Origin of the sequence: Priestia endophytica (assembly GCF_026790145.1) — a bacterium.
Lineage (GTDB): Bacteria > Bacillota > Bacilli > Bacillales > Bacillaceae_H > Bacillus_I > Bacillus_I endophytica_A.
In genome coordinates, this window is sequence record NZ_JALAMS010000014.1 from 17,683 (window position 1) to 33,039 (window position 15,357).

The following is a 15,357-nucleotide window of genomic DNA, read 5'->3' on the forward strand; positions in this document are numbered from 1 at the left end:
CTTTCTTTATACAATTTTTAATGTATACAATAGATTTACCTTTTATGTGCAGTTAGGAAATAAAATGGATTTCTTTTATCTCAGTTATTATATTTTAATATAATGTCGAGGTTTTGTTTAATAATCTGCTTAGTATTTACTAAGTGTTTTTTTATTGGTGAAAAAACAAGGTGTTTGTTTGGAATATAAAGAAGCTAAACAAATTATGTTTTATTCACTTGTAACTGTAACAAAAAACGAGAATTTAAAAGTTTCTTACTACAGCTGTAACAAATATTTTATAGGGGGAAAGAATATTTTAGTAACATATTAATCTAAGAAAAAGTTAAAATAAGTGCTTCACTTAACTAACAAGAGAGTTGTGAGAGGTTCTCGCTCTTTTTTATGATGAGGGCTATCCGTAGAAAACATGCAAAAATATTGAAACAAAAACAATGAGGTTACGTATAAGAAAAGAGGAAGGTGAACTTATGGCACATTGTACAAATTGTAATCATAAATGGAAAAAAAGAAGAGTATGGCAACTAGGGCTTTCGAAAGAAGGAAGAGAATGTCCTGTCTGTAGGACAAAGCAGTTTATCTCCTTTAAAAATACAAGTCCTTTAATTGGACTAGGGTATATAAGTGCAACCGTTGCTATCCTGTTCATTCTCTTTTTCCCTTTTCTCGTAGAGTTAACAGAGAAAGAGGAAAAACCATTTTAAAATAGGAAGGTAGGAGGGGTTAGTATCGAAGAAAAGAATGACACAAAGCAAATGGAATGGAAATCTGTTCATAGCTTATTCATAGGAGCTTCTCTGGGCGCCTTTTTAGGGTTAGTAGCTTATGTGAGAGATTGGTTATAACCGGAAAGAGAATTTATTTTTTTATTTTTTTTAAATCTAGAGTCTACCTTGCAAGTATCTTTTATCATACAACAAGAGAATATGTATTAGGAGAGGATTTAGTGAGTAACACGGGTTTAGACGATTAAATGAAAAAAGTGTACATGCAAAAATGATAGAAGGCATCCTTTCTTTATGTGCATATACAATCATTATTCTTGTATTGTTTTATTGTACGTCAAAATGGGAATGGCCAAAATGGATTATAGGTGTGACCATATGTTTATCTCTATTATCTATACCGTTTCATCTTTATTTTCTGCCGAAGTGGGAATACCGTATATGGAGATACCGTATAAGTGAGACAAGTATTGAAATTATAAAAGGATTCCTGTTTAAACGTAAAATATTAATTCCCATGGTAAAAGTTCAACATGTTGATGCAAAACAAGGTCCTATCTTGAAAAAGTATCGTCTTTATACCATTGTCTTATCCACAGCAGCAGGTAGCCATGAGATTCCTGGAGTATCCGAAGAAACAGCTGATGAGATTCGTGGAGAAATTGAGATGTATGCGAGGTTAGACGATGAACAAGTCTGACAAATTAACCATTCACCGGCTTCACCCTATTTCCATTCTTTATTTTATGGTTGCTGCTATTAAAGAATCTCTATCTTTTATATGGGTTTTTCCACTTATTGTTTTATTTGTTCATGAAAAAATAGGAGATCAAATTTCTACTTTGATAATCAACGTAACCGCAGGTAGTTTAATTATTCTTTTATTTTTAGTTACAGCGGGGTTGAAATGGAAAGCCTTTACTTATCAAATTCAAGAAAAAGGAATATATATTGAAACAGGTGTATTTGTAACGAAAAAAAGAAGGGTAACATCTGACCGTATTCAATCGTTAGACTCTACAGTACGTGTGTATGATCATTTATTTTCTACCCGAACTTTAACGATTGAACTTGCAGGTGGCAAAGAGTCTAGTATCATCCTTAACTGCATTTTCAAGGAAGAAGAACAGCGGATCCGCCAAGTTTTATACGAATATAACAAGGATAAGCTAGGAGAGAGCGGCGAAGAATCCGGCCTTCAATTATCTAACAAAGATTTAATAGTCCATAGCCTTCTTTCTCCGAAGTTTGGCATTGTATTTACCTTTTTATGTCTCGGATTACTAAAATATTGGGATATAACAAAAGGAGACGATAGGGATACCTTATTTACGTACTTAGCCAGTTGATTTGGTTCTAATTGGATCTTCACTACTGTTACTCTTATGATTCTTCTCTCCTTTGCTCTTTCCTTGTTCCTAACCTATGTTAGTGATTATCATTTTAAATTAGATAAAAATGAACGAGGAGAAATTGAAATTCAACAAGGACTATTCGAAAAGAAGCATCGAACAATTGCACAACACCGCATACAGGCCATTTTTATCACCGAAAGACCTTTACAGCGCCTGCTAGGATATGCCTCAATCGAAGCTGTTGTTATTCAGAATAGTCAAGATGAACAAGTGAAAAAAACAATCTCTTTGATTCCTTTTGTTAAAAAGGACAGAGTACAATCTTTAATTGAGATTTTTATTGGATATGAAAGGAGCAACAGCCTACACACTCCGCCAAAGAAAGCTAGAATTTCTTACGTAGGACCACTTTTTCTAATAGGTTGTCTTCTTTTAATTCCATTGTGGATGTATATACCAGAGCCATATCACTATTTTTCTCTCATTCTCCCAATCCTAAGTTTATGGCTAGGGTGGAGAGAATACCGCACTACGGGTTGGAATCAAAGCGAACGTTTTCTAACTTTGCAATACGGTGTTTTTTTTCGCAATACGGCCATTATTAAACGAGGACGTATTCAATGGATAGCGCTACGCCAAACATGGTTGCAAGAAAGAAAACATTTGGCATCCATCAATATGGCTGTAACTTCAGGAAAAATTTGTAGATGAAGTGGAAAAGTTTAATGAGACTGTGCTTCGTTTTATGAGTAGAAGGATAGAATGGGATAAGAAGCGGTATCAAAGCGAATGGTTTTGATACCGCTTCTTTATTATAAAAATTCAAAAGATCTCCTTCGATCTTCGTCATAAAGTTCGTTAAACCTTATGACGAAGATCGAAGGATACTTAGATAGTCAAGAACCATTTTTAAGAATCGAATATAATTTCTTATAAGTGAAGAAGATATATAAGAATTTGATAAATCAAGTCCTTAGGAGGAGCAATCATATGTCTTTTGAAGATAAGCTTAGAAGTGCAGGGCGTACAGTAAATGACGCTGTAAATAATGCTACAAATGGTTTTGAAAACGGATTAAGTCATACTTTTGAGGAAAGTGAAAATATTTTAAACGGAATTACGGATGATATTCGAGAAAAGATTAGTGAAAATGCTGATGGTTTAGCCGTAATGTTTAGAAACTCCCATCCTGAAGCAGATTTTGATGAATGTGTGGCTATGGTAACTGTAGGAGCGGCTGCTTATGGAGCGTCTGTTGGTGGTCCGCTTGGCGCAGCCATAAATGCAGGAGGAGGAGTACATGCAGCACATAGAGCTTGCAGTAGAGTATTCCCTGGATAAACAATAAATAGAATATATCTATAAAAGATCCTGTTCAAAGTACCAATTGAATTGCCTAAGAGAATAACATGATTATCCTTTTCTATAAAGTAGGTAGTTTGGAATTATTAATAATAAATTTAAACGTGGGAATCTATTTTGAATGATATATTTTCAAAATGGGTTCTTTTTTATTTAGTAATAAGATGATCTGCTCTTTCATTACCCTTTCTTGCATAGTCTTATATAGACGCGTTTTGTCTATTTTCATCTAATTCTCTAAACGAGGAATTTTCGCATATTTACCGCTAGTTATACCTCCCATTCCTTTGAAAAAGCTAATTTAAGAAGGAAAATTCAAAAAGGCCATGAAGATTAAAAAAGAAGACAAAAATGCTAAAAAGGGGAGTTTAGCCAAATGACAGATATAATTGTTGCTCATCATCAATTAAAAAAACTTGTTGGAAAGAAGTTAACAAAGGCTGGTCTTCGCCAAGATCATGCGGCTGTAGTAGCAGATATTTTGGTTCACGCAGACTTAAGAGGAGTTAGTTCTCATGGTGTACTAAGAACAGAACATTATGTTAAGCGCTTAACCGAAGGAGGACTAAACCCTAATCCTCAATTTTCTGTAGAAGATACAGCTCCATCCGCTGCTGTTTTTGATGGTGATGATGGAATGGGACATGTAGTTGCTAAGGAAGCAATGAATCACGCTATCAAATTAGCAAATAAAAACGGAATTGGGATGGTAACAGCCATTAACAGCAGTCACTGCGGGGCATTGTCTTATTTTGCACAGCAAGCTGTCCAACATAAAATGATTGGTATGGTTATGACTCATACAGATAAAGTAGTGGTGCCATTTGGTGGGACTAAGCCTTTTTTTGGTACAAACCCAATCGCGTTTGGTTTTCCTGCTCTTGAACATAAACCAGTAATTCTTGACATGGCTACAAGCAATGTCGCCTTTGGGAAAGTCCTTCATGCGCGCGAAGCTGGTACCTCTATTCCTTCTGATTGGGGAGTGGACGGCAACGGAAAGCCGACTACAGATCCAAACGAAGTCAAAGCCTTGCTACCATTTGCTGGTCCTAAAGGTTATGGACTTGCTATGGTAGTGGACGTGCTTTCAGGACTACTTGCTGGAGCAGCATTTGGCCCTCATATTACAGAAATGTATGGTGACTATTCAAAGAAACGCAAACTTGGACATTTCTTATGTGCCATTAACCCGGCTATTTTCACTGATCATGATACATTTCTAGCTAATATGGATCAAATGATAAAAGAACTTCATGAAATAACGCCTGCTGAAGGAGTTTCAAAGGTCATGATACCAGGAGAGCCTGAGCAAGTAAAAGAGGAAATGAGACTGAAAGAAGGAGTTCCTGTGACTGAAACTGTCTATCATTATTTATCGAAAGAATAGAGGCTAATTTATTAGAATGTAAAGTTTTCCACCATTATATCAGTCTTTACTTATCTAGATTTTAAAGTTATCATTAGAGTCGATAAATAAATATACAATTCTACTAGGGGTGCCCGAAACGGGGCTGAGAGAAAAACCGATGTTTTTTAACCCTTTGGACCTGATCTGGATTATACCAGCGTAGGAAAGTAGCTAAGATAAACATTATTCTTTATTACTATACTATACCAGGTCCAAAAATGGGCCTGGTTTTTATTATGCTCTATTTTCGTTTGGAGTGCTTTTAGAACCAACCCATTTTGAAAAATCCTAGAAAAAATAGGCACTTGAACAGATTAACTGAAATAAAGCAGAAGGGGGAATTTATGTAATAAAACAAAATATTCGTTTTTATGGCATCCTAGATCAGAATTGTAAACACTATGGCGTAAGGAGACAACTATGAAGGAAGAAGCAAAAGATACTACTAATCATTATGAAGAAAAGCTAGCATTGGATGAGAAATTGTCGTCTTCAAAAACATTTCTCTATGGATTGCAGCATGTTTGTGTTTCAAACGTTTGGCTAGACCCAATCTTTGTTGCTGCAATGATTGGTTTACCTCTTTCACAATCGGCAAATATCGTAAGTGCTATATTCATTGTAGCTGGTTTAGTGACATTCATTCAGGCTACTAAGCTAGTAAAATTACCTATTGTTCAAGGTCCATCTGCTGCTTTTGATTCGGTTATGATTGCGGCTGGTAAAGCGAATGGTTTAGCTGCTGCGAGTGGCGGTATTTTTCTAAGTGCAATTATTGTGTTTATTTTATCTATTACAGGTATTATCGGTCGTTTAAAGTCATTATTTACTCCTGTTATTTCAGGTACCGTCATTTTTCTTGTTGGAATATCTTTATCAGAGTTCACTCTATCTGAATTCTTGGGAGGGGCGCCTGGGGATGAATCATTTGCAAGTCCATCAACATTAACGTTATCAATCACAACGTCCCTCATTGTGTTAAGTTTATCTCTTTTTGGTAAAGGTTTATGGAAATCCTTTTCTTTTTTAATTGCATTAATTGTGGGAGACATTCTTGCCGTTATACTTGGAAAGGCAGATTTTTCTCTGATTGAAAGTAAACCTTGGTTTGGAATTCCACAGTTCCTTCCATATGGAAACTTAACGTTTCAGTGGGAACCCTTTTTAACTTTTTTTGTCGTATATATTGTAGCCATTATTGAAGCAATGGGGGTATATCAGGCTTCAGGTGAAATGCTGAATACTGAAATTAATAAAAAAAGAATTCGCAATGGGTTCGCAGGCGAAGCCGCTGGTTCATTCCTATCTTCCCTTATTGGAGGATTTCCTACTACTGCGTATGCTCAAAATGTCGGATTACTAAGATTGACAGGAGTAGCTTCAAGATACCCGGTTATGGTGGCTGGGTGTATCTTTCTACTGTTTGGATTCTTTCCAAAAATCGGGGCATTACTTGCTTTAACACCCTCTCCTGTTGTAGGAGGAATCTTTTTACCTGCTGCCGCTACCCTTGTGTCTACGGGGATTTCTATTCTTACTAAGGCAGAAAATACGGACAAAAATTATCTTATCATCGGGTTATCCATGGTGCTTGCACTTTCATTACCTCACTATTCCGGTAATATGGATGGAATCTTAGGTACAATGCTTTCTAATAGTTTATTAATTGGAGCATTCACTACTATTTTTTTACAACTAATACTTATCACTATACCTAATAGACTGAAAAGAGGGCGTTCAGAATGAGAGAAGATTCAAAAATGATAACTTATGAAATTTTACAGTTTATCGAAGGCAATGCACAGGAGAAGCAAACGAATCCTGATATCATTGACGCGACATATAATGAGTTGGCACTAAAATTGTTTCAATATCAGTTTAAGCATAATAAGGCTTATAAGAAATTTTGTCAGGTGAGAAAAAGAACGCCTTTGACAGTAAAGAAATGGATAGATATTCCCCCAATGCCCATTCAGGGGTACAAGGAATTAACGTTATCTTGTGAACCAATCGAGGAGGCAGAAGCTGTTTTTATGACAAGTGGGACAACGAATCCTGAGGCAAAAGGGAAGAATTATCATCCTGATCTTACTATATGGGATGCTTCTATGAAAGGACCGTTTAAGCAGTTTGTTATGCCAGATTATGAGAAAATGACTATTTTCATCCTTTCACCAGCAGAAGATCTTAACCAAAATTCTTCATTATCAAGATACTTATCAAATGCTGTGTCCTATTTTGGAACCGAGAATAGTGAATTCTTTTTCAGTGAAGAGGGACTTAATTTCGAAAGGCTCGTTTCCCAATTAAAAAGATGCGAGGAGAAAAGAGAGCCTGTAATGCTAATGGGAGCAAGCTTTGCTTATGTTCATATACTTGATTACTTAAAAGAAAAGCAAATTCAGTTCCAGCTTCCAGAAAAAAGCCGAATCTTTGATACAGGAGGCTTTAAAGGTCAGTCACGGGAAGTGGATATGGAGCAGTTGTACACTGAGTTTCAGACGTATTTTCAAATTGGTCGTGATAAATGCATCAATATGTATGGAATGACAGAGCTTAGTTCTCAAATCTATAATCAAACAATTCTAAGTAGCTATTTAAATAGGTCTGTTATCCATGATAAAGCGGCAGCTCCCTGGATAAAAACCGTTATTTTAAATACGGAAACGCTAGAACCTGTCCAACAGGGAGAGAAAGGGGTTATTGCACATTACGATCTTGCCAATTGGAATTCTTGCTTAGCCCTTTTAACAGAAGATCTAGGCTATCAAACGAAAAACGGCTTCGTTCTCCTTGGAAGAATAAAAGACTCCGAGGCAAGAGGCTGTTCCATTGCTGTTGATCAGTTAATACAGTCAAATTCAGGTGGTGCAGTAAGGTAGTGAAAACTATAAAAGAATTGAATGCATTTCGTGTGCCTAATTCCATTGAATTAAACGAATTTCAATTGAAAACGATTGAGCGTAGTGATATCACTTTTACATTAAAAATTCCTGTTATTACAGGGGATGTGTTAGAGAGAATTATTCATCAAGCGCAAATCAATCGTGACCAGTATTTAGCTTCTATGCCTATTGCTGATATTGTCAACAAAATGGATATGGCCGTTCAAAAGTGGCTGAATCCAGACTATCCGCTTCGTAAGTTAGCAGAAAGAGTCATTCCCGTTATAACGGGTTATGATCAAGAGATGGTCCGGTTGCAACTAAAAAGATATATGCGTACTTTTCGTAAAAAAGAATTACTGCGCTTTCTCGATGAGGAGTTCGACCAGCCTGCAATGTTAGATGAATTTCGCCCTCGAAAATCAGGCGGTATGAGCAAGGCTTTTGGACCACGTACTATTTTTCATGTTTTCTCTGGGAATGTTCCAGGAGTACAAATTTGGAGTTTAATGATGGGGCTCATGGTGAAATCAAGTACGATCGGAAAAGTATCAATGGCTGAACCTCTGTTCCCAGTTTTATTTACAGAGTCATTGGCGGAGGTTGATGAAAAACTTGCCGATACAATTGCGATACTCCCGTGGAAAGGGGGAACAAATGAATTAGAAGTAAAGGCCATTGAAAAAAGCGAGGCTGTGATTGTCTACGGAGCAAATGATACTGTTGAAAAGCTGAGAAGTAAGGTTCCACCTCATAAGAAGTTCTTAAGCTATGGCCATAAAATTAGCTTCTCCTTAATTGGCAAAGAAGCTTTGACTCCCGATTTGTACTATCAAACCGTTCAAAAATTAGCGGAGGATATCAGTGTCTATGACCAGCAAAGCTGTCTATCTCCACAAACGGTTTTTGTGGAAGAAGGAGGAGGAATCAGTGCAAAACAATTCGCTCAAATGTTAGGTGCAGAACTTGAACGTTATCATAAAAAAAGACCACGAGCGAAGCTAACAGATGAAGAGGCCATGTCTATTCAACGCTTAAGAAGCCGCTTTGAGCTAGAGTCCCTGCAACAAGATAATGTAACGGTTCTTTCAAGCGAAAGGGGTACATCTTGGACTGTTATTTATCACGAAGAACTCGGATTTGAAGGTTCTCCTTTGAATCGCTCTATTCACGTCTACTCAGTAGTAGAATCAATTGAACAAGCAGTTCATATCATGAAGCCGTACCAACAATATTTACAATCATGTGGGCTTGCAGTTGCTCCTTCGAGGTTATTCCAACTAGCGGATCGTCTAGGAGAATTAGGGGTAAATAGAATCACTCCAGTTGGTGAAATGAATCAGGCAAAGCCGGGCTGGCACCATGATGGAGGATTCAATCTCCTTGATCTTGTAAGAATGACAGATATTGAACGGAATGTAGAAGAAGACTTAGAACGTTTTGATCCAGATGTTGAATAGAAGGTGGGTTAACAATGAATTTAAAGCAGAAAATAGTATTAATTACAGGAGCAAGCAGGGGCATTGGGGCTGAAATAGCCAGACAGTTTGGTGCTGCAGGCTCAATTGTTATTGTTAATTATTTGAACAATGAAACCCTTGCGGCTAAAGTCGTTAGTGAAATTGAGGCAATGGGTGGTCAATCTGTTGCGATTAAGGCAGATGTGACAGATCGCAACGAAGTAAATGAAATGATAGAATCAATTGTCGACTCCTTTGGTGCCATTGATGTAGTTGTAAACAATGCATTAAGCCACTATACCTTTAACCCTAAAACGAGAAAAACAGCATGGGAAATGGAATGGGAAGATTACAATAAACAATGGGAAGGAAGCGTACATGGCGCTTATAATATATGTAAGGCTGTAATGCCTCATATGAAGAATCAAATGTCAGGAAGAATGATTAATATGGTTAGTAATTTAATTCATTTTCCAATTGTTCCTTATCATGACTATACAACAGCAAAGATGTCATTGCTTGGGTATACCCGAAACCTCGCCAAGGAATTAGGCAGTTTTGGTATTACCGTTAATGCCGTTGCTCCAGGTCTGACTTATCCAACTGATTCAAGCCATGAGACAAAGGAAGATGTTAGAAACCAAATTATTCAATTGACACCTTTGCACCGCTTGGCCCAACCTAAAGATATTGCTGGAAGCGTATTGTTTTTAGCATCTGATCTAGCCTCTTTTGTTACGGGTCAATGTTTAAATGTAGATGGTGGGTTAGTAATGCATTAAGAAAGTTGTTAAGGAATGCTCTACTAACAGGACAAGTAATCATAACGTTACTCAAAAGTAAAATGAATAAGAGACTATATAGAAGAGAAAAAAGCTGTAGATTTCTTTATTAATAAGGAGTCTATGGCTTCTTCATTTTTCTAGAAGGGTTTATATAAATTTAGTTTGGATATTGTATACATTTACCAACAAATAAAAAACATTTACAATAGGGGAGAATTATTAATTATTAACCGGAAGTATGAATTTAAATAGCATTTATTAAAAAATGTTCAATTAGGTTCATTTTCTCACCCTAAAGTTTTTTTAAATGAAAGATTTACTATATCGCCAGTCAAAAAGGGGGGCATTATGGAAGAGAAAGTTTACTTTCAAGCAGAATATGTATTTCGTGAAGCGGCTGAAACATTATTTTTAGAAGAAAAAGCGAAGTTAAAGGTATTATTGTCTCATGCAGAGATTCATCATGTAGGAAGTACAGCCATACCCGGAAGTCTTACTAAAGGAGACGTAGACATTCAAGTGATAGTGAATCAAGAGGATTTTAATTCAGCTAAAGAGATTTTAGTAAAATACTATGATATCAATTCAGGAAGTGTGTCAGATGACACATTCATTTCGTTTAAGGATGATAACAGAAATCCTCCGTTAGGTATCCAATTAACAGTAAGAAACTCATCCCTCGATATATTTTGGAAAATCACAGATGTTTTAAGGGAAAATGAAAATTTGAGACAGCAATATAATCAAATTAAACGGGAATTTAACGGTGAGAGTATGGAAAAGTATAGAGAAGCCAAAGCAAGGTTCTTCATAAATCTCATGAAAACGAAGGCGTATAAGAATAAGTGAAAATAATTTCTTATCCTTTGGAGTTCATATAATGCTACCGATAATTCCTAATATGATGAACCATTTATAACTATTTTAATAGAAAATTATAATCCTTCAATTATTGAAATTAATCCTGATTTTTCATATGATTCTGAATTGATAACAAGATATATTGACTAATTGGAGGAGACTATGAAGTTTTTAAAAAAAGCTTTTAAACGTAGAACTACATGGCTTATTTTCGGGGTGATAATAGCTTTTATTTATTTAAATAATAGTTCTTTACTAGCTCAGAAAAGAGAGAATCGACCCTTTTTGCTTGCTCATAGAGGTGTTGCCCAAACATTTACTATGAAAGATATTCAAAATGATACATGTACAGCCGAAAGGATTTATGAACCGGAACATGATTTTTTAGAAAATACCATTTCATCTATGGAAGCTGCTTTTGAGGATGGAGCTGATATGGTTGAGCTAGACGTGCATATCACAAAAGACAATCAATTTGCCGTATTTCATGATTGGACAATAGATTGTCGAACAAATGGCACAGGCGTTACAAGGGATTATACAATGGCTGAGTTAAAGAAATTAGATATTGGATACGGATATACGGCTGATGGAGGAAAAACATATCCCTTTCGTGGTAAGGGAGTTAACCTTATGCCTTCCCTGAATGAAGTAATGGAACATTTTCCTCACCAAGCATTTCTTATTCATGTGAAGAGTAATGATCCAGAAGAAGGAAAACAACTAGCACGGTATTTATCCCAATTTCCCAAGGAACGTCTGAAAAATATAACAGTTTATGGAGGAGACGAACCTATTGATTCACTGAAAAGGGAAATGCCAAATCTAAAGGTTATGTCTAAAGCAACGATGAAAGCTTGTCTCATTCCATATATAGCAACAGGATGGACAGGGAATGTACCAAATGCCTGTGAAAATACAGAATTACATATCCCAGAAAAAATTGCTCCTCTTCTCTGGGGATGGCCAAACCGCTTTTTAAATCGAATGGATGATGTAAATACTCGTACAATTATTGTTGGTGGAAATGGAAGTGAATTTTCAACTGGTTTTGATTCTATTCAAGATTTAAAAAGGCTTCCAAACGATTATTCAGGGGGCATATGGACCAACCGTATAGATAAAATAGGGGATTACTATAAGAAAAATGAAGAGTAATTTCTAAGAACAAAAACGTATTTCAACTTTACTTTTTTATCCATCCATAGTATGATAAAATTACTAAATTAGATTTCAATGAAAATTACGATAAATTAATGAGAGGTGCTTTTTGTGAGTGCGGTAGGTTCTAAATAGGAAAAGTTAAATGAAATAAATACGATAGCAGAAGTGAATGAGGTACGAAATGTGCCTGTATTTTGCTATGGATTTATTTCAAAACCTATGAAGATACCTACAGTACTTTACAAAGCATGTAATAGTAAGGGAATTAGTTCTATTTTGACGGCTTATTTCCTTATGTATATTACACTTGCCTTGTAATGTGAAAAGCTGCGGTATCCCCGCAGCTTTTTTGTGTTTATATAAGGAGCAAATACTATTCTTTTATGTTTGAAACCTCATTGAAATCTAATGAGTAGGTATCTTCGCTTGTGAAACGAATAAATCACAGTGAGGAGAATGGAAAATGAATCATGCGACTTATGAAAAGTTACAATATAACGAATTAAAACAGATGATTAGATCTTATTGTGTAAGTGGATTAGGTAAACAATTACTAGATAACTTGAAGCCAAGTACAAATATAAAAGTAGTTAAAAATCGCTTAAATGAAACAACAGAAGCACGAGCAATCTTAGACGCAGAGGGGCATGTGCCGTTTTTAGGCATATCTAATATTGATCATACAATACAAAATCTTGAAAAAGGGGTGATGCTTGATCCAAGTGAGTTGCTAAGTGTATCAGACTTCTTAAGAGGGTGTAGAAAAATGAAAAAATTTATGATGAATAAAGAGTTTTTCGCGCCTCTATTAACATCTTACGCCAATTCAATGACTGAATTTAAAAGTATTGAAGAAGAAATTAATTTTTCAATTAAGGGAAATTGTGTAGATTCAGCTGCAAGTAAAGAGTTAAAACGCATACGACATAACATAGCAGTGGCTGAGGAAAAAATAAAGGAACGCTTAAATAAATTTCTCAATAGCAGTTCACATAAAAAGTATATTCAAGAGTTCTTTATTAGCAAAAAAGATGATCGGTATACAATTCCTATTAAAGCTTCCTATAAAAATCAGGTTCCAGGAACGGTAATTGAGGTTTCTTCTAAAGGTTCCACCGTGTTTATTGAGCCAAATACCATTACAAAATTAAATAGGGAACTCTCAAGTCTAAAAGCTGAAGAAGCGATAGAAGAGTATCAAATATTAGCTACGTTATCAGGAATGCTTTTAGAGAATATTTATGAAATCAAGATCAATATGGACCTTATCAGTCAATATGATATGGTGTTTGCGAAGGCAAAGTTCAGTAAGCATGTCGGAGGGATAGAACCGAAGTTAAATGATTATGGATATATCAAATTAGTTGATTGTAAACATCCCCTTTTAACAAGAGAAGCTGTGCCCCTTCATTTTGAGATAGGGAAAGATTATCGTAGCTTGATTATTACGGGTCCTAATGCTGGTGGAAAAACCATTGTTCTAAAAACTATAGGTTTAGTCACATTAGCAGCCATGTCAGGCTTTCACATTATTTCAAACAAGGAAACAGAAATAGCCGTATTTGAAAATATCTTTGTTGATATTGGAGACAATCAAAGTATGGAAAATGCGCTAAGTACATTTTCATCTCATATGAAAAATGTATCAGAGATTATGAGCGCATCAAACAATAATACCCTTTTACTATTTGATGAAATAGGAAGTGGTACAGAGCCGAATGAAGGAGCTGCACTCGCGATTTCAATTTTAGAGGAATTTTACCAAATAGGGTGTATAACAGTAGCGACAACTCATTATGGTGAAATTAAACGTTTTTCCGAAATGCACAGCGATTTTATGAATGCAGCAATGCAGTTTAATAGCGATACATTAGAACCAATGTATCAATTATTAATAGGAACATCAGGAGAAAGTAATGCACTTTGGATTTCTAGAAAAATGAATGTACGAGAAAATGTTCTACAAAGAGCGAAGTACTATATGGAGAACAAAGGGTACCATTTAGAACGGGTAGATGATAATAAAATAAGAAAACCTAAGATTGTTAAAGAAAAGACGGAAGAAAAGGATGAATATAAAAAAGGCGATCGTGTAAAATTATTAGACTATAATGATTTTGGGATTATCTATAAAGAAATGGATAATTTCTATAATGTTATAGTGTTCTACAACAAAGAATTTATGGAAGTAAATGTTAAACGAATTTCCCTAGAGATATCAGCAAAAGAACTATATCCAGACGGCTATGATTTAGAGACATTGTTTATTGATTATACTACCCGAAAAACGCAGCATGATATAGAACGTGGTTCCAAAAAGGCGCTTCGTAAAATCCAAAAAGAGATAAGAAAAAATAAAGGATGAGATGAAACATATCTCTTACTCGTGTAATAACGGAGTCACTTACAAGGTATGTTATACTTCTATTAATTAAAAACGGAAGGAGCACGTTATATGTGTTGCTCATGCTGTCCAGTATTTGATAATCTCCTTATCTAAAAATGAAAATATGAGATAGGGAGTGTTGAATTTGCTAATTCAAAAGAAAATCATTCAAAACGTTAAAAATAAATGTATTGAAGATGAATCAGTCTCAGCTTGTATGATGTATGGGTCTTTTACTAAAGGGGAAGGAGATCAGTATTCAGATGTTGAGTTTTATATATTTATTGGAGATCATGAGATAAATCATTTTAACTCAAGACATTGGATCTCTGAAGTAAATGCTGCTGATTTGATATTTTACAATGAGTATGGAACAGAGGTAGTCATATTTTCAAATATGATTCGGGGAGAATTTCATTTTCTCCCTGAATCAAAAATGGAAATGATCAAAAGTTTTAAATCTACTGGAGTTTTCCCAAACACTGAGTCGATGTATATTTACGATTCTACGGAACAATTACGCCCTTTGCTTGAAGGATTAGGTGGATCTGGTCCAGAAAGAATGACAGATAAAAACGTAAATTTTGCTTTTAATAACGTTGTAAACGCTTGGCTGATGGGTGTAAATGTAATGAAAAGAGGAGAGTTAGCACGTTCTTTAGAGGGGTTAACACACGTGCAAAAATATATATTACAACTCATAAGAGTAAAGGAAAAAACGGTAGAACGTTGGTTAAACAGTACCAAAAATTTGGAAATGGATATAAGTGTTGAATCTTATCATGACTATGCTTCAATAACTACAAAACTAAGAGAGTGTGAATTGAAAACAGCTTATCATAATGCCTTGAAAGTGGTAGAAAAGCTGTATCATAATTTAAGTACTTTTTACACGGTCGATATAGATCAAGGTTTTATTAAAAAGCTTTACATTCACTTAAATGAATAACTCAAATATAAAAG

14 protein-coding genes and 1 riboswitch are annotated in these 15,357 nt (G+C 35.3%); all 14 genes read left to right on the forward strand.

The features are described 5' to 3' along the window. Positions 1-470: 470 nt before the first annotated feature. The 14 genes from MOC86_RS10950 to MOC86_RS11015 all read left to right on the forward strand — a co-directional run bounded on the left by MOC86_RS10950 (position 471) and on the right by MOC86_RS11015 (position 15,343). On the forward strand, positions 471-704 hold the full coding sequence (locus tag MOC86_RS10950) for a hypothetical protein (RefSeq protein WP_243509261.1): 234 nt from the start codon (positions 471-473) through the stop codon (positions 702-704). A gap of 292 nt (positions 705-996) precedes the next feature. Next, positions 997-1,425, forward strand: a complete 429-nt coding sequence (locus MOC86_RS10955) for a PH domain-containing protein (RefSeq protein ID WP_268584205.1) — start codon at positions 997-999, stop codon at positions 1,423-1,425. Further along, positions 1,412-2,074: a PH domain-containing protein gene (locus MOC86_RS10960; RefSeq protein WP_268584206.1), complete on the forward strand. Its 663-nt coding sequence runs from the start codon at positions 1,412-1,414 to the stop codon at positions 2,072-2,074. The genes MOC86_RS10955 and MOC86_RS10960 overlap by 14 nt, the downstream gene beginning before the upstream one ends. A gap of 36 nt (positions 2,075-2,110) precedes the next feature. After that, a complete protein-coding gene (locus MOC86_RS10965; protein WP_268584207.1) occupies positions 2,111-2,791 on the forward strand; it encodes a PH domain-containing protein in 681 nt (226 codons plus the stop codon). A 279-nt stretch (positions 2,792-3,070) separates the two neighbouring features. Beyond that, positions 3,071-3,421 carry a hypothetical protein gene (locus MOC86_RS10970; protein ID WP_268584208.1) on the forward strand — a complete coding sequence of 117 codons (351 nt, stop codon included), beginning with the start codon at positions 3,071-3,073 and terminating at the stop codon, positions 3,419-3,421. Between the two features lie 397 nt (positions 3,422-3,818). Then, positions 3,819-4,832, forward strand: coding sequence for an ureidoglycolate dehydrogenase (gene allD / locus MOC86_RS10975; RefSeq protein ID WP_268584209.1), 1,014 nt, complete (start codon positions 3,819-3,821; stop codon positions 4,830-4,832). A gap of 95 nt (positions 4,833-4,927) precedes the next feature. Then, positions 4,928-5,036, forward strand: a riboswitch (TPP riboswitch). 237 nt (positions 5,037-5,273) lie between these two features. Then, positions 5,274-6,599, forward strand: coding sequence for a solute carrier family 23 protein (locus MOC86_RS10980; protein WP_268584210.1), 1,326 nt, complete (start codon positions 5,274-5,276; stop codon positions 6,597-6,599). After that, complete coding sequence (locus MOC86_RS10985) at positions 6,596-7,735, forward strand: CoF synthetase (RefSeq protein WP_268584211.1); 1,140 nt, start codon at positions 6,596-6,598, stop codon at positions 7,733-7,735. Before MOC86_RS10980 ends, MOC86_RS10985 begins: the two co-directional genes overlap by 4 nt. Further along, positions 7,735-9,198: an acyl-CoA reductase gene (locus MOC86_RS10990; RefSeq protein ID WP_268584213.1), complete on the forward strand. Its 1,464-nt coding sequence runs from the start codon at positions 7,735-7,737 to the stop codon at positions 9,196-9,198. The genes MOC86_RS10985 and MOC86_RS10990 overlap by 1 nt, the downstream gene beginning before the upstream one ends. A 14-nt stretch (positions 9,199-9,212) precedes the next feature. Beyond that, positions 9,213-9,980: a 3-oxoacyl-ACP reductase gene (locus tag MOC86_RS10995; protein ID WP_268584214.1), complete on the forward strand. Its 768-nt coding sequence runs from the start codon at positions 9,213-9,215 to the stop codon at positions 9,978-9,980. Between the two features lie 351 nt (positions 9,981-10,331). Continuing rightward, the gene (locus MOC86_RS11000) at positions 10,332-10,832 is read left to right on the forward strand and encodes a GrpB family protein (protein ID WP_268584215.1); all 501 of its coding nucleotides are present in this window, start codon (positions 10,332-10,334) and stop codon (positions 10,830-10,832) included. Between the two features lie 174 nt (positions 10,833-11,006). Next, positions 11,007-12,002 carry a glycerophosphodiester phosphodiesterase family protein gene (locus MOC86_RS11005; RefSeq protein WP_268584216.1) on the forward strand — a complete coding sequence of 332 codons (996 nt, stop codon included), beginning with the start codon at positions 11,007-11,009 and terminating at the stop codon, positions 12,000-12,002. A gap of 469 nt (positions 12,003-12,471) precedes the next feature. Next, positions 12,472-14,373 (forward strand): endonuclease MutS2, encoded by a 1,902-nt coding sequence (locus MOC86_RS11010; RefSeq protein ID WP_268584217.1) that lies wholly within the window; start codon positions 12,472-12,474, stop codon positions 14,371-14,373. A gap of 166 nt (positions 14,374-14,539) precedes the next feature. Then, on the forward strand, positions 14,540-15,343 hold the full coding sequence (locus tag MOC86_RS11015) for a nucleotidyltransferase (protein ID WP_268584218.1): 804 nt from the start codon (positions 14,540-14,542) through the stop codon (positions 15,341-15,343). Positions 15,344-15,357: the final 14 nt, after the last annotated feature.